Origin of the sequence: Mesorhizobium quangtriensis (assembly GCF_040081925.1) — a bacterium.
Lineage (GTDB): Bacteria > Pseudomonadota > Alphaproteobacteria > Rhizobiales > Rhizobiaceae > Mesorhizobium_K > Mesorhizobium_K quangtriensis.
This window is the reverse complement of the sequence record NZ_JBEBMF010000002.1, coordinates 733324-758057: the sequence shown is the minus strand read 5'-3', so window position 1 is coordinate 758057 and position 24734 is coordinate 733324. Positions and strand designations below refer to the sequence as shown.

Annotated in this window: 25 protein-coding genes; 14 read left to right on the top strand and 11 right to left on the bottom strand. The window is 63.3% G+C overall.

Going from position 1 to position 24734, the window contains the following annotated elements:
• The first annotated feature begins 7 nt into the window (after window positions 1-7).
• Genes ABMA32_RS12200 through ABMA32_RS12175 form a run of 6 tightly spaced genes read left to right on the top strand, consistent with a single transcriptional unit; the run spans window position 8 to window position 4846 of the window.
• A complete protein-coding gene (locus ABMA32_RS12200) occupies window positions 8-1186 on the top strand; it encodes a hypothetical protein (RefSeq protein ID WP_349014029.1) in 1179 nt (392 codons plus the stop codon).
• Window positions 1183-1962, top strand: a complete 780-nt coding sequence (locus ABMA32_RS12195) for an SDR family oxidoreductase (protein ID WP_349014028.1) — start codon at window positions 1183-1185, stop codon at window positions 1960-1962. The genes ABMA32_RS12200 and ABMA32_RS12195 overlap by 4 nt, the downstream gene beginning before the upstream one ends.
• A gap of 25 nt (window positions 1963-1987) precedes the next feature.
• A complete protein-coding gene (locus tag ABMA32_RS12190; protein ID WP_349014027.1) occupies window positions 1988-2986 on the top strand; it encodes a Gfo/Idh/MocA family protein in 999 nt (332 codons plus the stop codon).
• Window positions 2986-3336 carry a hypothetical protein gene (locus ABMA32_RS12185; protein ID WP_349014026.1) on the top strand — a complete coding sequence of 117 codons (351 nt, stop codon included), beginning with the start codon at window positions 2986-2988 and terminating at the stop codon, window positions 3334-3336. The genes ABMA32_RS12190 and ABMA32_RS12185 overlap by 1 nt, the downstream gene beginning before the upstream one ends.
• Before the next feature lie 29 nt (window positions 3337-3365).
• Window positions 3366-4472 (top strand): alanine racemase, encoded by a 1107-nt coding sequence (locus ABMA32_RS12180; protein WP_349014025.1) that lies wholly within the window; start codon window positions 3366-3368, stop codon window positions 4470-4472.
• 11 nt (window positions 4473-4483) lie between these two features.
• Window positions 4484-4846, top strand: a complete 363-nt coding sequence (locus tag ABMA32_RS12175) for a RidA family protein (protein ID WP_349014024.1) — start codon at window positions 4484-4486, stop codon at window positions 4844-4846.
• Between the two features lie 62 nt (window positions 4847-4908).
• On the opposite strand, the gene ABMA32_RS12170 is transcribed toward ABMA32_RS12175, so the two are convergent.
• The 7 genes from ABMA32_RS12170 to ABMA32_RS12140 form a co-directional block, all read right to left on the bottom strand.
• Window positions 4909-5640: an SDR family oxidoreductase gene (locus ABMA32_RS12170; RefSeq protein ID WP_349014023.1), complete on the bottom strand. Its 732-nt coding sequence runs from the start codon at window positions 5638-5640 to the stop codon at window positions 4909-4911.
• Between the two features lie 128 nt (window positions 5641-5768).
• Window positions 5769-6098 (bottom strand): L-rhamnose mutarotase, encoded by a 330-nt coding sequence (locus ABMA32_RS12165; protein ID WP_292763954.1) that lies wholly within the window; start codon window positions 6096-6098, stop codon window positions 5769-5771.
• A 10-nt stretch (window positions 6099-6108) separates the two neighbouring features.
• Complete coding sequence (locus ABMA32_RS12160) at window positions 6109-7221, bottom strand: mandelate racemase/muconate lactonizing enzyme family protein (RefSeq protein WP_349014022.1); 1113 nt, start codon at window positions 7219-7221, stop codon at window positions 6109-6111.
• A 170-nt stretch (window positions 7222-7391) separates the two neighbouring features.
• Complete coding sequence (locus ABMA32_RS12155; protein ID WP_349014021.1) at window positions 7392-9191, bottom strand: adenine deaminase C-terminal domain-containing protein; 1800 nt, start codon at window positions 9189-9191, stop codon at window positions 7392-7394.
• 46 nt (window positions 9192-9237) lie between these two features.
• Window positions 9238-9870, bottom strand: a complete 633-nt coding sequence (locus tag ABMA32_RS12150) for a glutathione S-transferase family protein (RefSeq protein ID WP_349014020.1) — start codon at window positions 9868-9870, stop codon at window positions 9238-9240.
• Window positions 9870-10577, bottom strand: coding sequence for a Rieske 2Fe-2S domain-containing protein (locus tag ABMA32_RS12145; RefSeq protein WP_349014019.1), 708 nt, complete (start codon window positions 10575-10577; stop codon window positions 9870-9872). Before ABMA32_RS12145 ends, ABMA32_RS12150 begins: the two co-directional genes overlap by 1 nt.
• A 12-nt stretch (window positions 10578-10589) precedes the next feature.
• Window positions 10590-10844 carry a hypothetical protein gene (locus ABMA32_RS12140; protein WP_349014018.1) on the bottom strand — a complete coding sequence of 85 codons (255 nt, stop codon included), beginning with the start codon at window positions 10842-10844 and terminating at the stop codon, window positions 10590-10592.
• Window positions 10845-11039: 195 nt separating this feature from the next.
• Between ABMA32_RS12140 and ABMA32_RS12135 the strand changes: the two genes are divergently transcribed.
• Window positions 11040-11894, top strand: a complete 855-nt coding sequence (locus tag ABMA32_RS12135; protein ID WP_349014726.1) for an aromatic ring-hydroxylating dioxygenase subunit alpha — start codon at window positions 11040-11042, stop codon at window positions 11892-11894.
• A 34-nt stretch (window positions 11895-11928) separates the two neighbouring features.
• On the opposite strand, the gene ybaK is transcribed toward ABMA32_RS12135, so the two are convergent.
• The 3 genes from ybaK to ABMA32_RS12120 are packed head-to-tail and all read right to left on the bottom strand — an operon-like array spanning window position 11929 to window position 14992.
• The gene (ybaK, locus tag ABMA32_RS12130; protein ID WP_349014017.1) at window positions 11929-12402 is read right to left on the bottom strand and encodes a Cys-tRNA(Pro) deacylase; all 474 of its coding nucleotides are present in this window, start codon (window positions 12400-12402) and stop codon (window positions 11929-11931) included.
• 2 nt (window positions 12403-12404) lie between these two features.
• Entirely contained in the window at window positions 12405-13574 is a 1170-nt protein-coding gene (locus ABMA32_RS12125; RefSeq protein WP_349014016.1) for a trans-sulfuration enzyme family protein, read from the bottom strand.
• Complete coding sequence (locus tag ABMA32_RS12120) at window positions 13571-14992, bottom strand: pyridoxal-phosphate dependent enzyme (RefSeq protein ID WP_349014015.1); 1422 nt, start codon at window positions 14990-14992, stop codon at window positions 13571-13573. The genes ABMA32_RS12125 and ABMA32_RS12120 overlap by 4 nt, the downstream gene beginning before the upstream one ends.
• Window positions 14993-15253: 261 nt before the next feature.
• Here ABMA32_RS12120 and ABMA32_RS12115 point away from each other — a divergent pair, with 261 nt between their 5' ends.
• Window positions 15254-16330 (top strand): Gfo/Idh/MocA family protein, encoded by a 1077-nt coding sequence (locus tag ABMA32_RS12115; RefSeq protein WP_349014014.1) that lies wholly within the window; start codon window positions 15254-15256, stop codon window positions 16328-16330.
• A complete protein-coding gene (locus ABMA32_RS12110; protein ID WP_349014013.1) occupies window positions 16327-17448 on the top strand; it encodes a Gfo/Idh/MocA family protein in 1122 nt (373 codons plus the stop codon). The genes ABMA32_RS12115 and ABMA32_RS12110 overlap by 4 nt, the downstream gene beginning before the upstream one ends.
• A gap of 97 nt (window positions 17449-17545) precedes the next feature.
• Here ABMA32_RS12110 and ABMA32_RS12105 read toward each other — a convergent pair whose 3' ends face one another.
• Window positions 17546-18634 carry a hypothetical protein gene (locus ABMA32_RS12105; protein ID WP_349014012.1) on the bottom strand — a complete coding sequence of 363 codons (1089 nt, stop codon included), beginning with the start codon at window positions 18632-18634 and terminating at the stop codon, window positions 17546-17548.
• A 218-nt stretch (window positions 18635-18852) separates the two neighbouring features.
• Between ABMA32_RS12105 and ABMA32_RS12100 the strand changes: the two genes are divergently transcribed.
• From ABMA32_RS12100 to ABMA32_RS12080, 5 genes are all read left to right on the top strand, one after another.
• On the top strand, window positions 18853-20040 hold the full coding sequence (locus tag ABMA32_RS12100) for a Gfo/Idh/MocA family protein (RefSeq protein WP_349014011.1): 1188 nt from the start codon (window positions 18853-18855) through the stop codon (window positions 20038-20040).
• Between the two features lie 82 nt (window positions 20041-20122).
• Window positions 20123-21148, top strand: a complete 1026-nt coding sequence (locus ABMA32_RS12095; RefSeq protein WP_349014010.1) for an ABC transporter substrate-binding protein — start codon at window positions 20123-20125, stop codon at window positions 21146-21148.
• Window positions 21149-21227: 79 nt separating this feature from the next.
• Window positions 21228-22766, top strand: a complete 1539-nt coding sequence (locus ABMA32_RS12090) for a sugar ABC transporter ATP-binding protein (RefSeq protein ID WP_349014009.1) — start codon at window positions 21228-21230, stop codon at window positions 22764-22766.
• The gene (locus ABMA32_RS12085) at window positions 22763-23737 is read left to right on the top strand and encodes an ABC transporter permease (protein ID WP_349014008.1); all 975 of its coding nucleotides are present in this window, start codon (window positions 22763-22765) and stop codon (window positions 23735-23737) included. Before ABMA32_RS12090 ends, ABMA32_RS12085 begins: the two co-directional genes overlap by 4 nt.
• Window positions 23734-24720: an ABC transporter permease gene (locus tag ABMA32_RS12080; protein ID WP_349014007.1), complete on the top strand. Its 987-nt coding sequence runs from the start codon at window positions 23734-23736 to the stop codon at window positions 24718-24720. Before ABMA32_RS12085 ends, ABMA32_RS12080 begins: the two co-directional genes overlap by 4 nt.
• Window positions 24721-24734: the final 14 nt, after the last annotated feature.

Here is a 24734-nt window from a genome sequence, read left to right as displayed (position 1 = left end):
AGAAACGGTGAGCTACAAAGCCATATACACCTATGCCTGGGACCTAGCCGAGACCGGCGTTCCTGCCGCGACCAAGGAATTCCGCGACCTCGGCCTCGATACCGTGACGATCGCGGGCAGCTATCACGCAGGCAAGTTCATTCGGCCCCATGGCAAGGCGGGCAAGGTCTATTTTCCCGACGACGGCACGGTCTATTTCAAGGCCGATTCTTCGCGTTATGGGGCGATCAAGCCCGTTCAAAACGGCCCGCTCGGCGAACGAGACATGCTGCGCGAACTGACCGAAGACGGCAGCATGGCTGTAAACGTCTGGCTGGTGCTGCTGCACAACACGCGTCTGGGCATGGCGCATCCGGACTCGGTCGTGCGCAATGCCTTTGGCGACCCCTATTTCTACAATCTCTGTCCCTCGGCCCCGAACGCACGAGCCTACGCGGTCGGGCTGGCAAAGGATGTGACGCAAAGCTACCCGGTTCGGGGCATCTCGGTGGAGGCTCCCGGCTTCACGCCATACGCGCATGGCTACCACCATGAATTCGCGCTGATGAAGTCCAACAAGTGGTTGGAGAACATGCTCGGCCTTTGTTTCTGCGAGCATTGCCTCGCCGGAGCAGAAGCGCAGGGCATTGATGCGCATCGTTTCAAGGCGGAAGTGGCCGGCGACGTCAGCGCTTATCTCGACAGCGATATCGATTATCCCGACGACATGGCAGCCGCTTTCTGGCAGGCGGACGTGGCAACGAACGGCAACCTGCGCGCCTATCTCGATTTCCGCGCCGACGTGGTGACATCGCTGATCGCCGAAATCCGCGCCGCCGTGCGTCCGGATGCCGATGTCGCAGTCATCCCATCGGTCGCGCGGCCGACGGGCGGCTGCTGGTACGAGGGGAGCGATCTGGCGGCGCTCGCCGAGACCGCGGGGATCATCGAGGGGTGCTTCTATGAGCCCGCAGCCGCGCGCGTAACAGCCGATCTGTTCGACATCAGGCGAAGGCTGAAAGGCAAGGGCAAGCTGCGCGGAATCCTGCGCCCTTCGCACCCGGACATTTCGAACAAGGGCGGGTTCCTCGAAGCCGTCGCGTCGCTGCGTGCCGGCGGCGTTGACGAACTCGCCTTCTACAACTGGGGCCATCTGCGTCGGGCAAACTTGGGCTGGATCGGTGACGCCCTGCGAGGTGCGGCATGAGCGGGCAATTTGCGGGCAAGACGGTTGCGATAACCGGAGCGGCCGGCGGCATCGGCCAATGGCTTTGCCGCTTCTTCGGACGCGAGGGCGGAACGATTGCCGCGCTCGACCGTAGCGACAAGGTGAACGATCTTGTCGCCACCCTGGGAGCCGAAGGCATCTGGGCCAAGGCGGCGGTCGCCGACATTGCCTCCGCAGAAGCGGTGAAGGCGGCTTTCGACGGTTTCGGCGATGTCCATCTCCTGATCAATAATGCCGGCGTCTCGCGGCATCCGACGCTCGCAGTCACCGACCCCATGGGATGGGAGGCCGACATGGCCTCCAACCTCAATGGCGCTTGGGCCTGCGCTCATGCGGTCCTGCCCCAGATGGTGCAGCGCCGGTCAGGCAACATCGTCAATGTCGGTTCGGTCAACGGGCTGTCGGCGCTTGGCGATCCCGCCTACAGCGCGGCGAAAGCCGGCATGGTCGCCATGACCAAGGCGATCGCCATGGAGTACGGCCGCTACGGCATCCGCGCCAACTGCGTGCTGCCGGGCACGGTGCGTACGCCGATCTGGGACGAGCGCAAGGCCAAGGACCCGAACGTGCTGAAGCAGCTGGAGCGCTGGTACCCGCTCGGCCGCATCGTCGAGCCCGACGAGGTCGCGCGGGTCATCGCCTTTCTGGCATCGGATGCAGCCAGCGCTGTCACTGGCGTCGCGCTTCCCGTGGATTGTGGGTTGACCGCCGGCAACATCGTGATGGCGCGCGAACTCACGCTGGAAGATTTCTGAGTCGGAATTCTGAGGAGGGGAGCACATGGATCGTCTGCGGATAGGTGTCATCGGTCTGGGCTGGTTCGGCGAAATCCATGCCGAGACGATATCGGGAATTCCGAACCTGGAACTCGCCGCACTTTGCACGCGCACGCCAGACAGGCTCGCGGCCATGGGCGAGAAGTTCGGTGTTAAGAAGCTCTATCGCGACTACAACGATCTGCTCGCCGATCCCGATATCGATGCGGTGTCCGTCTGCACCATGTGGGACCAGCACAGGGAGCCGGCGATTGCCGCGCTGAAGGCCGGTAAGCATGTCTTCCTCGAGAAGCCAATCGCCTCTACCGTCGAGGACGCCAAGGCCATCACTGCCGCTTCCAAGGGCGCGAAGGGCATCCTCTTCATCGGCCATGTCGTGCGCTTCAATCCGCGTTACCGCATGGCCAAGCAGGCGATCGACGAGGGGCGCATCGGCAAGATCGTCGCGATGTCCTCGCGCCGCAATATCCCGGCCGCCTGGACACCGACCATCCTCAACAAGATCGGCCCGATCGTCGGTGACGCGATCCATGACACAGACATCATGCTGTGGTTCACGGGTGACCGCGTCGTCTCGACCTACGCCCAGACGACCGATGTGCGCGGGCTGAAATTCCCCGATATTGGTCAGACGATGTATCGCTTCGCCGGTGGCGCGACCGCGACGCTGGAAACCGTCTGGTGCATGCCGGAAAAGACGCCGTTCGACATCGACGAACGTATGTCGATCATCGGCACCGAGGGCATCATCCATGTACAGGACACGTTCCCGAATCTCGGCATAGTCGACGGCAACCGCCTGCATTCGCCTGACACAACCTACTGGCCGATGTTCAACGGCGTGCGCGGAGGGGCGCTCCGCGACGAGTTCACCTATTTCACCGATTGTGCGATCAACAGAAAGTCGGTGACGATTGGCACGCCGGAGGATGCAACTGCCGCATTGCAAGCGACGCTCGCAGCCGAGCAGTCCGCGCGGACTGGCGACGTGGTGAGGATCTGATGGCGCTCGAATATGAATTCGACCATGTCGGCATCACCACGACCGAGCCGCAGCCGCAGGAGGACTGGGTCGAAGCCAGCAAGATCTGGGTCACCAATCCGCGTAACCATCCCGAGCACATCGAGTTCCTACGCTACCGCGAGGACAGCACAGTGCCGGATGCCGTGCGCTACAGTCCGCACGTCGCCTACCGCGTGAAAGACCTGAAACCCCACATCGAGGCCGAAGGCGTGGAGATCCTGATCCCGCCATTTGTTGTTGGCGATTTCCTTGAAGTCGTTTTCGTGCGCAAGCACGGCATGGTTTTCGAGTATATGCGCTACCTGAAGGACGGCTGGTTCGGAAACTAGCTGGACATGCCTGCGCAGGAAGGAATGCCATGACGGATTTGCCGGACGCCGTACTTTCACGGCTGGAGCCTCTCGACCGGACGCTGGAGACGTTGGAAACCCCGTCGGTGCTGATCGACGCGGATATTGCTGATGCCAATCTGCGTCGCTGGCAGGAGCGCTGTGACAAGGCGGGCCTTGCCAACCGCCCGCACATAAAGACGCATCGCTCCGTCGCATGGGCGCTGCGCCAGGTCGAGCTCGGTGCGAAGGGTATCACCGTGCAGACGGTGGGCGAGGCCGAGGTCATGGCCGACGCCGGCATCGAGGATTTGTTCCTGACGACGATGACTTTCGGCGCGGCCAAGCTGGCGCGGCTGGGTGAAGTGGCGAAGCGCGCTGACCTTGCCGTGGTGGCCGACAGCCGGGAGGCGGTGAATGCAGTCGCGGGCGCGGCCAAGTCGGCTGGCGCGACTATACGGGTTCTGGTCGAATGTGAGACCGGGGCAGGGCGCTGCGGCCTTGCCCACCTCGACGAGATAGCTGAACTGTCCAAATATATCTCGGGTCGCGAGGGCCTGATCTTTGGCGGCCTGATGACCTACCCCGCGGCCGGCAAGCGCCTGCGGGGCGAGCAATTGCTGCAGGGCGCGATCGCCGCATGCAAGGCGGCCGGGCTTGATGTGCCAACAGTCTCTTCCGGCGGCAGCCCGGACATGTGGCTGGATGATGGGCTTGCGCCGGTCACGGAATATCGCGCAGGCACCTATATCTACAATGATCGCTCGTTGTTGACGCGCGGCACCGCAACTCCTGAACAATGCGCGATGACGGTGCTCGCGACTGTCGTCAGCCGGCCCACGCCGGATCGCGCCATCATTGACGCCGGCTCCAAGGCGCTGACGTCCGACCTGCTCGGCCTCAATGGTTACGGCATGGTGCAAGAGTACCCGGAAGCGGTCATCTACCAGTTGAACGAGGAGCACGGTCTGGTCGATGTGTCCAAATGTGCGACGCCTCCCAAGGTTGGCGACCGGGTTCACATCCTGCCCAACCACACATGCGTCGTCTCGAACCTCTTCGACCGCATGTTCGTCGTGAGCAATGGCAAGCTTGTCGGAGCGCTTCCCGTGGACGCGCGCGGCAAGTCGAACTGAAAGGAAAGACAATGACCAGACAGCATTTCGGAACATCTCACGTCCCGCTATCGCCCGCCGTGCGTGCAGGCGATTTTGTCTATGTCTCGGGACAGGTGCCGGTCGTCGATGGCAAGATCATCGAGGGCGGCATCGGCGAGCAGACGAAGCAGGTTCTGGAGAACATCTCGGCCGCGCTAAAGCTGGCCGGGTGCGAACTCTCCGACGTGGTCAAGACGACGGCCTGGCTCAAGCACGCCGAGGACTTTGCGGGCTTCAACGCAGCTTATGCCCCGTTCTTCCCAGCGAATCCGCCCGCCCGCTCCACGGCGGAATCGCGCCTCATGATCGATATCCTCGTCGAGATCGAGGCCATCGCCTACAAGCCGCTATGAGGCCCGGGGTTTTTGCCCCGGATCGTGATTTCGCTCGATAGAGAAGTTCTTGCTGGACGCGCTCAGATCGTCCAGCCGCCGTCGATGTTGTAGGCCTGCCCCGTCGTGTAGGTGGCCCCGGCCAAATAGACGGCGAGATCGGCGATCTCCTCCGGCGTGCCGATGCGGCCAATCGGCTGGCGTGCAATGAACGCCTTCTTCGCCGCTTCATAGTCGCCCTGCGCGCGCAGACGATCGTCGAGCGAGGGGCTTTCTACCGTACCCGGGCAGATGCAGTTGCAGCGAATGTTCTTGCCGACATAGTCGGCCGCGACCGCCTTGGTGAGGCCGATGACCGCCGCCTTCGACACGCCGTAGGCGAACCGGTTCGGCACGCCCTTGATGCTGCCTGCCACCGAGGCGATGTTGACGATCGCGCCGTCGTTTCGCTCGATCATCGCAGGCAGGACCGCGCGGATGGTACGGATCATGGATCTGACATTGAGATTGATCGCGAAGTCGAAATCGTCGTCCTTCATTTCGAGGATAGTGCCGGCATGGACGAAGCCGGCGCAGTTCGCCAGCACATCGACATTGCCGATACCGTCGACAAATGTCTTTACCGCCTCGTCGGAGAGCACGTCCAGTTTGGCGGCGGTGATGTTCTTTTCACCACCGATCTCGTTCAGCTTCACGAGATTGACGTCGGTCGCGTGAACGATCGCGCCGGCTTTCGCAAAGGCAAGAGCGGTTGCCCGGCCGATGCCCTGTGCTGCGGCGGTGACGAGAACGGTTTTTCCGGTGAGATGGCTCATGACGATTCCTGTTTCCTGTTGCCGCGAGGCAGGCCGCTTCCCGGCACATTCCGCAAGCGGCAGCGATCTCTATGTCTTCTCGCGGCGCTCGACAATGGCGATGTCGCGTGGCTGCAGACCGTGCCTCGTCAATCCACGTGGAACACGTTTTCCATCTGCGCCCACCACTCGCCTTCCTTGCGCGTCGCGAGCGGCGCCTGCATTGGCTCGCAGATGGTCCACCACTCCTGCGTCTTGGGGTCGGCAGCCATTTTCGCCGTGTCGGCCGCCCAGTCCGTTCCGTGATATTCGAAATAGGCGAAGAGCAGGTTTTCGGGCTCTTTCAGGAAGATTGTGTAGTTCCTGATGTTGCACGCGGCGATCGTCGCCAGCACCTCCGGCCAGACATCCGCGTGTATTCGCTTGTATTCGGCTATTGCCTCCGGCTTGATGCCGAGCACGCTTCCCATACGCTGCATAACGTCCTCCCTATTTGACGATCGTTTTTTCGAACTCGGCGATGCTGAGCTTCTTGAGCTTGTCCCAGTCCCAGTCGATGCCGATGCCGGGCTCCGTCGGCGCGTAGCCGTAGCCGTCGACTATCTTCATGCGCTTGCCGGTCAGCTCATCCAGCTGCGGAATGTATTCGACGTATTTTCCGTTCTGCACGGCGCAGGCCAGGCTGACATGCAATTCCATCAGGAAATGCGCGCTGACCGGCATGTCGAACGCTTCCGCCGCATGCGCGACCTTCAGCCATGGGGTGATGCCGCCGATGCGGCCCACATCTACCTGCACGATGCTACACCCGCCCTTCTGCATGTATTCGCGGAAGTGGCGGATCGAGTAGAGGGACTCGCCAACGGCAATTGGCGTCGACGTCGATCTGGACAGGCGCACGTGCCCGTCGATGTCGTCGGCGGGCAGGGGCTCCTCGATCCATGCAAGGTCGATCTCGCGCAGGCGGTCGGCACGGCGAATCGCCTCGTCGACCGTGAAGCCCTGGTTGCAGTCCGTCATGATCTCGTATTCGTCGCCAAGCGCTTTGCGCATCGCCGCCAGCCTGGCAAAATCCTCGGCGCCGGTGGGCTTGCCGATCTTGACCTTGGAGCCGCGGAAGCCCTTTTCCTTCGCCTGCAGGGCATCGTCCACCAGCGCCTGCGGTTCGATGTGCAGCCAGCCGCCTTCGGTCGTGTAGAGCGGCGCTTTCTCCTTGGCGCCCCCGGCGAGCTTCCACAGCGGCAAGCCCTGTTTTTTCGCGCGCAGGTCCCAGAGCGCGGTATCGATGGCCGCAAGCGCGATGGAGGTGATCGCGCCGATGGTCGTCGCGTGCGTGGCGAATTCCAGCTTGTGCCAGATCGCCTCGATCATGTCGGCGTCGTCGCCGATGATCCGGGGAGCCAGGTGATCGGCGAGGAGCCGCATGACGGACGATCCACCGGTGCCGATCGTATAGGAATAGCCAGTGCCGCTCGCCCCGTCCGAATCCGTGATTGTGACGATCGGGGTTTCCTGGCTGACGAAGCTCTGGATCGCGTCGGTGCGCTTGACCTTCGGTACGAGGTCGACCATCCGGAGTTCGACTTTTTCAATCTTCGCCATGGCTCCCCCTCAGCGTTCGGTTCTATGGATCAGGCGGCAGGCCAACCGGCTCACCTTGCCGCAACGGTCCAGGCTAGGCTCGTACCCAATCGTCATCAGTGAATTCAAGAAAAACCAGCATCGCGCGCCCTGCTCGATGCAAATTCGCAGCTGTTTTCCGAACCGAGCGATTATGCATCCTCGAACAAGGGCGCGATCTCCATCTGCGGGACGAGAACGAGTCCCTTGTCGGTGATGCGGATTTCAGGAATGACCGAAAGGGGGATGAGGTTGAAGCCCATGTAGGGAATGGAGCAGCCGGCGGCTTCCCATTCCTTTTTCAGCACCTTCATCTCGTCCGCCACGACGGTCACGCGCTTGTCCGAAAGCAGCCCGGCGATCGGCAGTTCGACCATCGCCGTCACCTTGCCGTCGGCAACGACACAGACGCCGCCCTGCGTCTTCTCGATAGCCTCGATGGCGACATGCATGTCGGCTTCGTTGACGCCGGCGACGATGATGTTGTGGCTGTCGTGACCGACCGAGGAAGCAACCGCGCCGCGCTTCAGGGCGAAGTTCGAGAGCAGTCCGTGCGCGACATTGCCTGATGACTTGCCGTGGCGCTCGACCACGCTGACGAAGCAAAGCCCATGTCTGTCGAAATGGCTCTGCCAGTCGTTGGCGGGTTCGAGCCTGATCTTCTCGTGGCCAAGCGTGATTCCGGGCAGTTCCGTCCTGATCGCGTTCACTGTCACCGATGCAGTCGGCAGATCGGGCGTCAGCTTCAATGCCTTGGGCAGCCTCACCGTATGATAGGCGGCCTCTGGGTAGCGGTAGCGGGTCGAAAGCTCTTTATCGAGCAGCGACGTGACCTTCTTGCCCTCGACAACGAGCTCGCCGCCATACCACGTGTTCACCGGCTTCATGGCGTCGTCGAGCAGCACGAGGTCGGCGCGGCGTCCGCCGCCCATGCCGCCGATCTCGCCTTCCGCGCCGAAGCGGGTCGCGCCGTGCAGCGACCCCATGCTCCACGCCTTTTCCGGACTCATGCCGGCCTTGATCGCCTCGCGCACAACCCAGTCCAGGCCGAAGGCGAGCAGGTCATCCGCATCGCGATCGTCGGTGCAGACTGCGACGCGCTTGTGCGATGCGCCGAGCTCGGTGATCGTCTTGATCGCCTGCGGCAGGCTGTGCCACGGCGTCGTCGGCGGCCCGCCGCGCAGGAAGATCCAGATTCCGGCCTCCAAAAGGTCATCGGCGATCTCGCGGTCGATCGCCTCGTGCGTGTCGGTCACGCCTGAAGCCGCATAGGCCGAGACGAATTCCCGGCCGTAGACATGCCCCGAAACAGGCCGGCCACGCTCTAGCGCCGCCGCAAGGATGGCGTGGCTGCGCTCGTCGCCCATCGCCACCGGCACGAAGTCCATCTTCTCGCCGAGCGCGACCGCCTCCGGCCACTTATCGAACAACGCGGCGATCTTTGCGGGCGTCAGGTCGCCACCGGCCGTTTCGAGTTGCGGCGACGTGGCCGGCACGGTGCTCGGCACCGTCAGGAAGATTGACAGGGGAGCTTCGCGCGCGTCCTCCAGCATGGCTTCGACGCCAGCCACGTCCATGACGTTGCCGATCTCGTGGCTGTCGCAGAAGATTGTCGTGGTGCCGTTCAGCAGCGCGGCTTCCGCATAGGCGCAGGCGGTGACCATGCTCGATTCGATGTGGATGTGCGGATCGACCAACCCGGGCGCGATAATGCCGCCCTTGGCGTCGTAGCGCTCGGCGCCGCCGCGATGGGTGCCGGCCGGCTTCACCGCCGCAATGCGGCCGCCCGAAATCCAGACTTCGCGCTCCGGAAGAATGCGCTCGGAATAGGTCGACAGGACGCGCGCACCTCCGATCACCAGATCGGGTTCCGCCGAACCCATGGCGACAGCCGCCAGCTTCCTTGTCATCGTCGACAGCGGTTGGACGGAGAAGCGCGTCAGTTTACCCATCTTTGAACTCCCTGGTTGGCGTATCGCAATACACCCTGCGAATCGCTCAATGATAGTCCGGTATTCCCGGCATCGTCAGGAACCCCGGAATTTCGCGGAATCGCCGAGCCCAGCGCCGCAGCGCGGGATACTCGTCATGGTCGACGCCGAAATCGCGGCTGAGCGCAAAGGACGGGAAAAGCGCGATGTCCGCTATGGTCGGCTTGTCGGTCGCAAACCATTGGATGCCCTCGAAGCCACGCGCTGTCATGTGGTCGTCCATGATCCGCAGGGCCTTGCGCGCGCTTCTGCGCAAAACCTTCTCATCTCCGGGCGCGCCGAACAACGCATACGCCCGCGCCGCCACGGCAACAGATAACTCGCTGGAGGCGAACACCAGCCATTGCATGACGCGAGCGAAATCGGTTCTGCTTCCGGGAAGCCATGTTGCGCCGGCATCGTGGGCGTTCGCCAGATGCGCCAGGATCGCCTCCGCGCCCGACATGGTCAGTTGGCCGTCTTTGAGGATCGGCAGGCTCCCGGCGGGGTTCAGCGCGAGCAGGGGTGGCGACAGATGTTCCTTTCCGGGATAGGCGTTGACCGCAACCGTCCCGTGCTTGATGCCGATCATCGAGAGTGCGATACGGACCTTGTAGCAGTTCTCGTCCAGATCGTAGTTGTAGAGCATCACGCCGGACATCAAACGGCCTCCGCCCGTGTCGCCGTCGCCCGGCTTTCCGCCATTTGGCGTAGCAATGTCGTCCAGCCGAGGTAATGGGCCTGTCCCGCGCCCGCATAGACCGAAGCCGGTCCCTCGATCACCAGATGCAGTGCGGCACGGCTTTCGCCAAGCGCCTGAATGCCGGCGAGCAGGCTTTCGTCGGTAGTCGATATGCGCCAGAGATTTTCTGCCGCCGCTGCGATCGAGGTTTCGCCTTCGCCTGTAAAGGGCAAAGGGAGGTTGGCGCGCAGAACATCGAGAAGCGTGTGGACGTCCACATCGACATAAAGGCTGCGGACCGGGACGACTTGACCCGGACCGACTGGCGGGGCAGACCGATGCGCTTCCGGTTCGATGTTTGCCCAGATCATGCCCATAGCCTCGACGGCGGCGAACGCCGGGACTGTGATGGTCGCGGGCACTTCGAGGTCAGGGTGGGCCGGTATGTAGCGGCATCTGCCCGTCGTGTCATACTGCCAGCCGTGGTAGAGGCAGGCGATGTGGTCACCGCGCACGAAGCCGAATGAAAGCTTCATGCCGCGATGCGGGCAGCGATCTTCCCAGACATGGGCGACGCCGCTGTTGTCGCGCCAGACGATGTATTCGCGTCCGTGGATGTGGGTTCCCGCTGAGCTTCCCGGCTCGATGGACGTGGACAGCGCTACAGGATGCCAGCCTTTGTTCATCGGCGCTGTTCCTTAGTTTCCCGACTCGATTTGGGAGCGCTCGACATCGAGGACGAGGCAGTCGATCGGACCAAGGCTGCATGCCATCTCGAATGCGTCTATGAGATCGAGTTGGCCTGAAACCGCCACGGCCACGCGGTCGACCCCCGACGATGTCACCGCCACGTCGAGGTCCAGCCGCGCCGCGCGGCGATCTACGAAGTCCAGAAAGCTCGGCTGCACGAAATGTCCCTTGAAGGACATCCGGACCGTATCCGTCACAGCCATGGCCGCGCCTTTCGGTCCGACATCATCGCCAATCTTGATGCTGCACAACATTTGCGCAGCTTGATTTCCTGTTGAATAACGCATCAATTTGCGGGTGTGCAAGCACAACCGCACCGGCGTTCCCGGACAGGACGATCTGACTGTCGGGTTGAGCCGCGTGAGCGTAACCGCCGAGTGAGACATGACGTGACCCGAATGAAGCCGGCCGAAAAAGCGGCGCTCGACCAGTGGTATTGCGTTGATGCGCTGGACGATATCCCGCCGGGGGAAAGCGCAAACCGGCTTCTCGGCTACGATCTCGTGGTAAACCGATCTTCGCAAGGCGATTTTGCGGTCAAGCGCGCGGACACCGGCGTCCCGGCCGTGCATCGATTGCGCTACGGATATCTTTGGGTTTCGCTCGGCGATCCGGCGGGCGATGTACCTCTCATTCCGGAGGCTGATGAACCCGACAGGCGGCTCGTCATCTGCGGTGCGGTCTCGGTCAAGGCGTCAGGTCCGCGCGTCGTGGAGAACTTCCTGGACATGGCCCACTTTCCTTTCGTGCATACCGACATTCTGGGTGCCGAGCCGCATACGGAGGTTCGCCACTACACAACCGAGATCAGGCGCGACGTGGATGAGGTATGGGCGACGAACTGCGAGTTCTTCCAGCCGCAGGCTGCGCTCTCCGCAACCGGTGGCATCATGGCGCAGTACATGTACCGCGTAACGACGCCTTTCACTGTCATGCTATACAAGACCTCCCCCAATGCTGCGAACCGGTGGGACGTGATCTGCCTGTTCGTGCAGCCGCTGGACCCCGAACGCTGCCGCGCGCATCCGGTGATGTTCCTGATCGACGACGTCTCGACCACCACCGATCTCATCGCCTTCCAGCAGATGATCTTCCTGCAGGACCGCATCATACTCGAAAACCAGCGGCCGGTGCTTCTGCCTCTGGAGCCGCGCGCGGAAATCCCGACACGCGCCGACGCCTGTTCGGTCGCCTATCGTCGCTGGTTGAAGGAAAAGGGCGTCGTCTACGGCACGACCGCGCAACTTGTGTGAGAATGTCTCGAGCCTCGGGGCAGGTCGCGCGGGATCAGGCGACGATTGCCGCCGAATTGGCTCCGAACAAAGAAACCACATCCTGCGGCTTCAGGCGGACCTGAAGTCCACGCTGGCCGCCGTTCACGTAGACGAGGTCGTGCGCGAGCGCCTCGGCTTCGATGACCGTCGGAACCCTGCGCATCTGGCCGAAAGGGCTGATGCCGCCGACCTTGAAGCCGGATAGGCGCTCGGCGTCGGCAGGCTTCATCATCTCCGCAGACTTGCCACCGACCGCGGCGGCGAGCTTCTTCATCGAGACTTCGCGGTCGGACGGTATGATGACGCAGACCGGCTTGCCATCCACCTTGGTCATGAGCGTCTTCAGGACACGCGCCGGCTCCTCGCCGATCGCTGCGGCGGCTTGCAGGCCGATATGGTCGGCATCGGGGTCGTAGTCATAGGTTTGGACAGTGAAGGCGATGCCGGCGTCCGCAAGCGCCTTCGTTGCCCGTGTCGCCTTCGACATCGTTAGCTCGCCAGCGCCTGTTCCAGGTCCGCAATCAGGTCGTCGCCGTCCTCGATGCCGGCCGACAGACGGACCAGCGAATCCGAGATGCCGATCGCCGCACGCTGTTCCGCCGGAATCGACCCATGCGTCATGATCGCCGGATGCTCGATCAGGCTTTCCACACCGCCGAGGCTTTCGGCGAGCGTGAAGAGCTCGGTCCTTTCGAGGAAGCGTTTCGTGCCGGCCAGGTCGCGGTCGAGTTCGAACGAGATCATGCCGCCGAAGGCCGACATCTGCCGCTTGGCGATCTCGTGCTGCGGGTGGCTGGCAAGGCCGGGATAGATGACGCGGCGTACATCCCTGCGGCTTTCCAGCCATTCGGCGATCTTTTGCCCGTTCTGCGAATGCCGCTCCATGCGCAACGCCAGCGTCTTGATGCCGCGCAGCGCCAGAAAGCTGTCGAACGGACCGGAAATCGCGCCGACCGCATTCTGCAGGAACTTCAGTTGGTTCAGGAACTCGCCTTCCTCGCGCACGACCGCCACCCCGCCCACCATGTCGGAGTGACCATTGAGATATTTCGTCGTCGAGTGGACCACGATGTCGACGCCAAGTTCCAGCGGCCGCTGAAGGTAAGGGCTGCAGAAGGTGTTGTCGGCGACCGTGATCAGCCCCTTGCGTTTCGCCAACGCAACGATGCCTTCGAGATCAACGACCTTGAGCAGGGGATTGGTCGGTGTCTCAACCCAGAGCATGCGCGTCTCCGGCGTGATCGCAGCTTCGACCGCCGCGAGGTCGGTGAAATCCGCCAGTGAAACCTTGAGGCCGGCGCTGCGCTGGCGCACCCGGTGCATGAGGCGATAGCTGCCGCCATAGATGTCGTCGGTCGCCACCACATGCGCGCCTGCGTCGAGCAGTTCCAGCACCGTGCCGATTGCCGCCAGCCCGGACGCGAAAGCGAACCCAGCCGCGCCGCTTTCAAGGTCGGCCACCGCGCGCTCGAAGGCGAAGCGCGTCGGGTTCTGGCTACGGGCATATTCGAAGCCCTTGTGCACGCCGGGGCTTTCCTGCCCGAAGGTCGACGTCGCGTAGATCGGCACCATCACCGCGCCGGTGGTCGGGTCATGGCTCTGGCCGCCGTGGATCGTGCGCGTTGAGAAAGCCAGGCGGTTTTTGCCGGATGCGGTCATGACTTGGATCGCCTCAGATGGTTGAGCAGGTCGATGCGGGTGATGAGGCCGAAGAATTCCTCGCCGTCGAAGACGATCGCCACCTCGTTGCGGTCGAAGACCGGGAGGAGGGCGTCGAGCGTCTGGTCGGCCTGCAGCGTGTGCAACTCGGTCGCCATGGCGGTGTGGACAGGCGCGTTGAAGCGTTCCCAGCGGCCGTCATATGAGCCCTCGACGCGCGCCAGGATGTCGCTTTCGTCGATGATGCCGACCAGTCTGCCGTCCTCGATGACCGGAAGCTGCGACACATCGGCCCGGCGCATGCGTCCGTACGCGTTGATCAGGCTGTCGCCGGGGCCGACTGTGACGGTACCGCCTTCGCGGTGCGACCGGGCGACGAGGTCGCGCAGGTCGCCGTGCTGCACGCGCTCGGACAGACCCTGCTCGGCCAGCCAATAGTCGTCGAACACCTTGGACAGATACTTGTTGCCGGAGTCGCAAACAAAGGTGAGGACGCGCTTGGGCGTCTTCTGCTCGCGGCAATATTTCAAGGCCGCGGCAAGCAGCGTTCCCGACGACGACCCGGCGAGGATGCCTTCCTTCGACAGCAGGTCCCGCGCCGCCGCCATGCTCTGCCGGTCCGGGATCGAATACGCTTTCTTCACGAGCGAGAGGTCTGCGTTCGGCGGAACGAAATCCTCGCCGATGCCTTCGACGGTCCAGCTTCCGGCCTCGATCAACTCCCCGGTCTTGATCAAGGGAGCGAGCACGGAGCCGATCGGGTCGGCCAGCACCATCTCCGTGTTCGGCGAGACTTTCGCGAAGAACCTGCCAAGCCCCGAAAGGGTCCCGCCGGAGCCGACACCGACAACAACTGCATCCACATCACCACCCAGCTGTTCCCAGATCTCCGGGCCGGTGGTCGTCTCGTGCGCCAGCGGGTTGGCGGGGTTGGCGAACTGGTTGACGTAGAAGGAACCGGGCGTCTCTGCTGCGATCTCCTCCGCCATGTCCTGATAATATTCGGGATGGCCCTTGCCAACGTCGGAGCGTGTCAGGCGTACCTCGGCGCCGAGTGCGCGCAAGTGCTGCACCTTCTCGCGCGACATCTTGTCAGGCACCACGAGGATGATGCGGTAGCCCTTGGGGATGCCGACCTGCGCAAGGCCAAGCCCGGTATTGCCGGCCGTGGCCTCGACGATCGCGCCACCCTTTGTGAGCTTGCCTGTCCGCTCGGCCTCGGCGATCATCGACAGCGCGATGCGGTCCTTGATCGAGCCGCCAGGGTTCTGGCTCTCGAGCTTGATGAACAGCCTGCACAGACCGGTGTCGAATTTCGACAGTTCCACGACCGGCGTCTGGCCGATCAGGTCCAGCACCGATGCATAAGGTGGCTGCAAGCGGCTGCGCGCCGCGCCCTTGGTCGTCGTCTCGTTCATGTCAGACTCCAGACGCGGTCCTCGCCCCCGCGTGAAGGGAGATATGGCAAATCGCCGTGGCGTTCACGAGAAAAATCAATCCCGATCTCCTCGATATCGCGGTCGAATTTTCTGGCGCCACGCATGAATCAGCCTCCGCTTTCCCGCAATCCAGCATTTGGGGCGTGCTGAATGTGCTTTGTATATAGTCCGCCGCATTGCCGTTTTTCGCCAGTCATGGTTTGAACACTCCATCCGAAAAGCCTTTTGGGAGGAAGACGAATGGCAAAATGGAAGGTGGCGGGCATCAATTTTGACCACTTCCACATGGGCGACCTGCTCAGGGAAGCTTTCAACCATCCCGATGCGGAGATCGTCGGCATCTGCGATGCGGACCCCAAACGGATGCAGGGCGCGATCGACAATTTCGGCATCGCGGCGAATCGGGTCTACACCGACCCGGAAAGGTGCCTGGCCGAAACGAAGCCTGACCTCGTCATTCTCTGTCCGGCGACGGCCGAGCATGCCGTCTGGGTTGAACGGGTTGCGCCGGCTGGCGTGAACATCCTCATGGAAAAGCCCTTTGCCGCGTCCATCGCGGATGCCGATCGCATGATCGCTGCCGTGCAGAAGACGGGTAAACTGCTCGCCGTTAATTGGCCGCTCGCCTGGTATCGTTCGCACAACACCACCAAAAGGCTGATCGACGAGGGCACGATCGGCGATGTCATCGAGGTGCATTTCTACGACGGCAATCGCGGCCCGCTCTATCATCTTGCCGACAAGGTGGAGGTCAGCGACGAGGAAGTGCAGGCCGGCAAGCCGCATTCCTGGTTCTACAAAAAGGCGTCCGGTGGCGGCAGCCTGCTCGACTATGTCGGCTACGGCGTGACGCTCGGAAGCTGGTTCATGAATGGCGAGAAGCCGATCGAAGTCACCTGCATCATGGACGAGCCGCAGGGGCTTGAGGTGGACGAGCATTCGATCACCGTCTGCCGTTATGCGAAGGGCCTTTCCAAGTTCGAGACGCGGTGGGGCACTTTCACGGACCCGTGGACGACGCAGCCCCAGCCGAAATGCGGTTTCGTCATTGTCGGCACGGCGGGCACGATCGCCTCCTATGACTATGACGACCACGTCACCGTCCAGACGCGCGCCAATCGCGAGCAGTTCACCGTGCCGGCCGACACGCTCGCTGCCCCGCGTCGCGCGCCGGTCGAATACATGCTTCACCTGATCGCTTCCGGTGAAAAGATATCCGGTCCGCTCGACCCGAAGCTGTCGCGCATCGGCCAACAGATCACCGACAGCGCGGTGCTTTCGGCCCGCGAGAAGCGCACCGTGAGGCTGCTGCCATGAGCAAGGACGCTCTTCCCTCCGAAAGCGACTACGCGCTGGTCGGCAAGGCGCTGCCCGAGATCGCCGCGCCTGACCTGCCCTACAAGCCGCCGATGCCCAAGAGCTACCGGCCGAAGATCGCGCTGGTCGGGGCAGGGGGCATCTCGTTTGCCCATCTCGACGCCTATCGCCGTGCGGGGCTGGACGTTGCAGCGATCATGTCGCGTACAAAGGCGCGCGCCGAAACGCGGCGCGACGAATTCTACCCGGACGCCATCGCCACCGACGATTTCGACAGTCTCCTGAAGCGCGACGACATCGACGTGTTCGATATCACGCCGCATCCAGCCGAACGCGTACCGCTCGTCGAGGCGGCGCTAAAGGCCGGCAAGCACGTGCTGTCGCAAAAACCGTTCGTCATTGATCTCGACACCGGCGAGCGGCTTGTCGATCTGGCTGACAGGCACGGCGTCAAGCTGGCCGTCAACCAGAATGGCCGCTGGGCGCCGCACTTTGCCTATATCCGCGAAGCGGTGCGTGCGGGGCTGATCGGTGATGTGGTCGCGTCGCACACGGCCGTCCATTGGGATCATAGCTGGATCGTCGGCACGCCGTTCGAGAAGATCGACGACCTGATTTTCTTCGACTTCGCGGTGCACTGGTTCGACTTCCTGTCGAGCCTCATCGGTGCGCGGGGAACGAGCGTCTATGCTACGCGCAATCGCGCATCCGGCCAGCAGGCCAGGCCGCCTCTGCTTGCGCAGGCTATGGTGTCCTTCGAAGGCGGGCAGGCCTCGCTTGTCTTCGATGCCTCGATCAAGCATGGCCCGCTCGACACCACCTTCGTCGGCGGCACCAAGGGCAGCCTCGCCAGCACAGGTCCCAACCTAGGCGACCAGTCGGTGACGCTGACGACCGATGACGGCGTGGCCCGGCCGAAACTCGAAGGCGCGTGGTTCAACGACGGTTTCGCGGGGACGATGGGCGAGTTGCTCGTCGCGGTCGAGGAAAATCGCGAGCCGCTCAACGGCGCGCGCGGAAATCTGGACAGCCTGGCGCTCTGCTTCGCCGCGATCCAGTCGGCGCATACGGGACTGGCGGTCAAGCCGGGAACGGTGCGGAAGGTGCCGGGTCTTTAGATCGCGCCGACGGTGGAGCGCTGGTCCTCTTCCCGTTCACGGGGAAAGGATGCCGGCAGGCAGGTGACGGGGTGGCACAGAGGCCGGTTGTGTCACCCTACACCTCCAGGAATGCCAAATCACACGGCACCATCTGCGACTTCCCGTCCGCATCCTTCGCCTCGATCCCGCCATCGACCGCCTTCACGCTCGCAATCACCCCACCGCCGCTCCACGGCACCGAGCCGATGACATGGCGCACGTCCACCATGCCGTCGGGCGTCAGCGAAAGCCCCGTCGGAACACCTGCAACGTCGAGCGGGTTGGGCGTCTGGTTCATCGACACGCCGAGCATCTTGCGGTTCAGCCCTTCTTCGACGCCGAGACAGCCTGTGTGCCGACCATTCCATGGTGCGTAGTCGCGACCTCCATTGGAGAACCAAAGTTGTGTCATCGACAGACGTGCCGGGTTGCGCAGGCTGACGAACAGGTCGCCTTCCTTTTCGCGCGCCACCGTGGTCCAGCCGAGAGGGCTGCCATCAGCCTCCACACCAATAACGAAGTCCTCGTGACGGGACGCAAACGGGTACTGCGTCAGGTCAACCTCGCCGCCGGCCGCGAGCGGGAAGTGCGTGGGGTCGTTTGCCTTGGCGGGTGAGGCAAGCAGCGATCGGCCACGCGCAGGGTCGGTTTCCAGCGGCACTGCCGGCGTTTCCCACCAACGCTTCGGTGAGAAGCTCAGGCGGCCGCCATTGGGCAGCGACACCATCGCGTGGTTGGCGACTGCCATGCGATCGGCCTGCCCGCCGGTGAAGATGTGGCGTTGGTACAGGAAGGGGTGTCCATCAACCAACCGCAGTTCCTTGACGAGGTCCGCGCCCATCGCCTTGCGGTCGAGCCGGAAACGGGCGAGCGTCTCGCCGCCTTTCCGCTCGGTGCCAAGATGCGTCCATGTCGTGTTAGCCGGCCAGCCATGACCCGGAGCGTTGTCGGCCGAGGCGTCGCCGAAGGGCGCGCAGAAGAAGTCGCCGGCAAGGCCTCCGAGATGCGGCGCTGCATCCGCCGGCATCTTTTCGTTCAGCCACGGTGCCTTGTGAAGCATCGATATTGTGCGACCGTCCCGGTTGACGACAAGTTCGGGGATCATTCCGTACAACAGGTCGATCCTGACCCTTATGCCCTCTGCTTCAAGATCGATCTGGCCCATTGCCCGGCGCTCTCCCGCTTGCGATTCGACGTCCGTGTGCGACGGATTTCTAGCCGGTCGCGCGGCCGCCGACAAACAGAGCTCAGCGATTTTGGAACTAAAGTTTCATTTCTTGACTATTGGAAATTTTCGTGCGGTATTTCGAGAGTTGAAGGTCGGGAGGACTTTCGCGGATAACGCCTCGCTGTCGCACGTCTCCCGAAACATGAAGGTTTGGCATGGTCTACGCTACCGGTGACGGGATCGGTCCGAGACGTCTGCGCATCGGCATGGTTGGCGGCGGCCGCAATGCCTTCATCGGGGCTGTCCACCGCATGGCTCTGAGGCTCGATGACCGCGCCGAGTTGGTGGCGGGCGCGCTGTCTTCCGACTCCGAAAATGCGAGGCTTTCAGCCCTCGATATCGGCATCGCCGAGGATCGCGCCTATGCCGACTATCGTACAATGGCCGAGGTCGAGGCGAAGCGTCCCGACGGCATAGAGGCAGTCGTTATCGTCACGCCCAATCATGTGCATGCGCCCGTGGCCCGCGCGTTTCTCCAGGCCGGCATCGACGTCATCTGCGACAAGCCGCTGTCCGCGACTTTGAAGGAAGCTGAGGACCTCGCAGAAATCGCGAAAAAGTCGGGCCTCGTCTTCGCCGTCACGTTGAACAACACCGGCTATGCGATGGTCCGCCACGCGCGCGAACTGGTGGCATCGGGGGCGCTTGGCGCCATACGCATCGTGCGGGCCGAATACATCCAGGACTGGCTGACGCTGCCGATCGATGCTGACGGCCAGAAGCAGGCCGAATGGCGCACCGACCCTGGGCGGGCAGGGCGCTCGGCCTGCCTTGCCGATATCGGCGTGCACGCCTTCAGTCTCGCGCAGTTTGTTTCGGGCATGGTGCCGTCCGAAGTCGCGGCCGACCTCACAACCTTCGTCCCCGGCCGTAGGCTGGACGACAATGCCCATGTGCTGATGCGCTACGCGTCAGGCGCGCGAGGGGTGCTGGTCGCCAGCCAGGTTTCGCCCGGCAACTACAACCGCCTGTCGATCAAGGTTTACGGTGACAAGGCTGGGCTGGAGTGGCACGGCCACGAGCCGGAGTACCTGCGTTTCTGCGAATTCGGCAAACCTCACGTGATTTTGACCAGGGGCGGTGCCGAGGTTGGTGGCGAGGCAGCTCGCGTTTCGCGCATGCCGGCCGAGCATCCGGAAGGCTATGTCGAAGGCTTCGGCAACCTCTATCGCGACGCGATCGGGCTGATTTCGGCGCGGCGGAGTGGAGTGGCGGCCGATCCGTCGCTGCTGGGGCTCGTGCCTTCCGTTAGGGACGGTCTTATAGGCATGCGGTTTATCGAGGCTTCAGTCGACAGCCACGAAGCGGGAGGTGTCTGGACACCGATTGCAACGCAACTGTAGAACATTTTCACGCACGACCGGGGGGCGCCTGACGGCTCGTATCGAGGACCAGGCGCAAGAGCATCGCTACAGGGAGAAGACAATGAAGATTTTGAAGACGATCGGGCTTGCGGCGCTTGGCGCTACCATGCTCGCCGGCGCGGCTGCCGCGCAGGAATATACGATCGGTGTGTCCAACACCGTGCAGGGCAACGGCTGGCGCGAGGAAATGATCTGCGCAATCAAGGCACAGGCGCTCGCTTCCGGCAAGGTGAAGGCGCTCAACATCGCCCACCGCAACACCGACGCAGCCGGCCAGCTTGAAGACCTGCGCAACCTGATCAGCGCCAAGGTCGATGCCATTGTCGTCAACCCCGCCGATCCGGCCGGTATCCAGGCGGCGCTCGCTGAAGCTACCGCGGCCGGCATCACCGTCGTTGCTGTCGACCAGACGGTGACGGAGCCTACGGCCTACATCATCTCGAACAACCAGGAAGAATACGCCTATCTCGGCGCGAAGTGGCTGTTCGAGACGATCGGCGGCAAGGGCAGCGTGGTTTACATGCGTGGCGCAGCTGGCGCCTCCGCCGACAGCGATCGTGACAAAGGCTTCAAGCGCGCTCTGGCCGAGTTCCCGGACGTGAAGGTGGCGCAGGAAGTGTTCACCGGCTGGCAGCAGGACCAGGGCAAGCAGCAGATCCTCGACTACATCGCCACGGGCGTTCCGTTCGACGGCATCTGGACCTCGGGCATCGACAACGTGATCGTCGACGCGCTGGTCGAGAGCCAGGCGACGCTGGTGCCGGTCGTCGGCGCCGATAACGCCGGCTTCGTCGGCCAGCTCAACTCGGTCGAAGGGTTGAAGGGCGCTGCGGTCACCAACCCGGGCTCGATCGGCGGCGCTGGCGTTACGCTGGCCATCCAGATCCTCGACGGCCAAAAGCCAGCCCAGCAGACCGTTCTGGTGCAGCCGGAACTCTGGGAGAACGTGACCGACGCGGGCAAGGAAAAGCTGAAGGCGGCTGCCGACCCGTCGCTTTCGCCCGAATGGCCGGTCTCCATCTCCATCCCGGACTGGACGACTTATACCAAGGAACAGATCGTCGCCTGCAAGGGCCCCGGCGAGTAATCGCCAGACCTGAACTGAAGAGCGGGGACGACGGGCAACCGCCTGCCGTCCCCGTCACGTAATTGGGGATAGGTCAGATTTGACCAAGCAACCGCTTCTCGAAGCTACTGGCGTGGCAAAGCGTTATGGCGCTGTCTCGGCGCTGAAAAACGCATCGCTGACAGTGCTGCCCGGCGAGGTACACGCGCTGATGGGCGCGAACGGCGCGGGAAAGTCGACGCTGGTCAAGATTCTCACCGGCGCGATTTCGTCCAATGCCGGGCGCATTCTGGTACGCGGCCAGGAGCGCGACATCCGCTCGCCTGCCAAGGCAAGGGTAGCGGGACTGGTGCCCGTCTATCAGGAGCCGTCGCTGATCCCCGATCTCGATGTGTTGTCCAACCTGCGCCTGACGCGGACCCCGGTCGAACCGTTTCGTGAATGGGTCAGGGAACTTGGCGTTCCCGATCTCGATCTGCGGGAGATGGCGCGCGACGTACCACTGGCGATCCAGCGCGTGCTCGACCTCGCGCGCGCGCTTGCCGTTGAACCGGATGTCATGCTGCTTGACGAAATGACGGCAGCGCTGCCCGCCAATCTGGCGGAACGCGTGCTGGACGTGGTCAAGCGCCAGAGCCAGACGGGCCGCTCGGTGATCTTCATCTCGCATCGTTTCGTGGAAATCTCGGCGCTCTGCGACCGCGCCACCATCCTGCGCGATGGCGAGACCGTTGGCGTGGTCGATATCGAACCCGGCATCGAGGAGCGTATCGTCGAGTTGATGCTTGGTGCGAAGGTCGAGAAGAAGCGCGTCGCCCGCAAGCAGGCCGATGTGGATGCCTCGGTAAGCGCCGGAAGTACGCGGATCGCCGTGCGCGGCCTGAAGGTCGGCACCAAGCTGCACGACGTGTCCTTCGACCTCAGGGACGGCGAGGTTGCCGGAGTCGTAGCGCTGGAGGGCCAGGGGCAGGACGAACTCTTCGCCGCGCTCGCCGGGTCGATCCGCCCGGAGGGCGGGACTATCGAGGTCGACGGCAAGCCCGTCCATTTCCATCATCCCGTGGACGCAATCGAGCACGGCATCGCCTATGTGCCCGGCGACCGCACGGAAGCTCTCGCGATGCAGCAGTCGGTGCGCGAGAACATAGCGCTGCCGTTCTCGGCCGCGTTCCGCAACTGGGGTCCGATCCGCATGGCGCGCGAGGGCGCGACGGTGCAGAGCGCCATCGAGCGGTTGCAGATCGACACGCGCGCGCAGCGTGAGGTGCAGCGGCTTTCCGGCGGCAACCAGCAGAAGGTGACGATAGCGCGGTGGATCGCCGCGGATGCGCGCACGCTGCTGTGCTTCGATCCGACTCGCGGCATCGATGTCGGCACCAAGCAGGAAATCTACAGGCTGCTTCGGCAGCTTGCCGATCAGGGAAAGTCTGTCCTGTTCTACACCTCTGAACTCGAGGAAGTGCAACTCGTCTGCGACCGCGCGATCGTCATCTTCGGCGGCAAGGTCGTGGATATACTCCCGGTCGAGATCGCAGACGAAGCGGCGCTGACCCGCGCCGCCTACGGCCTCTCGCGCGACAGCAAGGCGGAGGTCGGCGTGCTTGCCGAGCCGCATTCGGCACCGGAGGCCCGTCCATGATGCGCCTTCTTCGCCAACAGGGCTGGGTGGTCGGGCTGCTTGCCCTTCTGGTTGTCCTGCTCATCGTCGCGAAGCTGATCCAGCCCAGCTACGGCGCGGGCGATTTCGGCTCTCTGGTGCGCGCGGTGCTGCCCTATGCCTTTGCAGTCGCGGCACAGACGGTGGTGGTGATCGCCGGCGGCATTGACCTGTCCGTCGCCGCCATGATGGCGCTGACGAGCGTCACCGCCGCGGCACTGATGGCGGGTGCGAGCGAGGAATTCGCGCTGCTGGTCGTGCCCTTCGTCCTGCTGATGGGTTTTGCGCTCGGCGCGCTGAACGGCATCCTGATCGTCGTCAGTCGCGTTCCCGATATCGTGGTGACACTGGCAACGCTTTTCATGCTGCAGGGGGCAGCGCTTCTGGTACTTAATGCGCCGGGCGGCGGCTCGGCAGAATGGCTGCGCAACCTGATTGTCGGCACCGTGCCGATCCCTGTCCTGCCTGATACCATCGCGGCCTTCTTCCCGAAGGCGCTACTGCTGCTTGTCGTGCTGCTCTGTGTCGTCTGGATACCGCTCAAGCGCTCGCGCCTCGGGCTCTCGATCTATGCGATCGGTTCGAACCAGCTCGCTGCCTTCCGTTCCGGCGTACCGGTCGCGCGCACGAAAATCCTCGCCTATGCCTTCGGCGGCCTGTTCGGAGCGATGGGCGGCCTGTCGCTCACCATGAGCACCGGGATCGGCGCGCCCATTCCCGGACCATACCTGATGGCGAGCGTCGCGGCCGTTGTGCTGGGCGGCGTCGTGCTCGGCGGCGGCAAGGGCGGCCTGCTCGGGCCGATCATCGCCGTGTTCGTGCTGCGGCTGGCGCGCACCATCCTCACGCTGCTCGCCATCGATCCGAACGTCACGGCCATCGTGGAAGGCACCATCCTTGTCGCAGTGGTCATGTTTGGCGCATTCATCGCCATGCGGAGTCGCTCCAGATGAGCATAAGCACAGCACTCCCCGAACAGGCGCCGCTCGGCCGGCGCATCAAGCGCTTCATGAGCGACTATCCGCTCGTGCCGCTCCTGATCCTCCTGATCCTGCTCGTGCTGGTTCTACAGATGCTGAGCCCCGGCATCGTCAACCAGCGCTGGATCGCCAACACGGTGAAGTTTGCCATTCCGCTGGCGTTGCTGGCTGGCTGCCAGACCATGACGATGCTGACAGGTGGTATCGACCTTTCGGTCGGGACGGCCGCGACCATGGCGGCCTTCATTGTCGCCACGCAGGCGGTCGACAATCCGGCACCAGTCGCCATGATGATCGCGCTCATACCCGCGATGATCATCGGCTTTGCCAACGGCATCGGCGTCGGCGTGTTCCGTGTCCATCCGCTCATCATGACGCTCGGCACGAGCCTGATCGGCGTGGGCTGCCTTCAGGTCTACCAGCGCACCGTCATCGCCTCGGGCGCGAAGGTACCGGATTTCCTGATCTGGCTTGGCACCGGCGTCACCGGCGGCTTTCCGAACGCGCTGCTTCTGTTCATTCCGATCGCGGCGCTGCTCATTTTCATCCAGAAGCGCACCGGCTTCGGCCGGCTGCTCTACGCAATCGGCGACAACGAGCGCGCGACGCGTCTGGCGGGCGTCAAATACTGGCAGGTCATCCTGGCGCTCTACATGTTTTCCAGCATTCTCGCCGGCATCATGGGCCTGCTCTACATGGGCCTGATCCGCGCGCCGTCGCTGTCGCTGGCAGAGCCTCTGGTGCTGCCTTCCGTCGCCGCAGCGGTTATCGGCGGAACCTCTATCTTCGGGGGCAGAGGCAGCTATACGGGCACCATCGTCGGAGCGCTGATCCTCACCGTGCTGACGACCCTTCTCACCATCCTGCAGATGCCGGAAGGCGCGCGCCGCATCCTGTTTGGCGCGATCATTCTGCTGGTGACGGCCGCCTATCTCAGAATTATCGAGGACAGGTAGTCTTGCCTGGGACG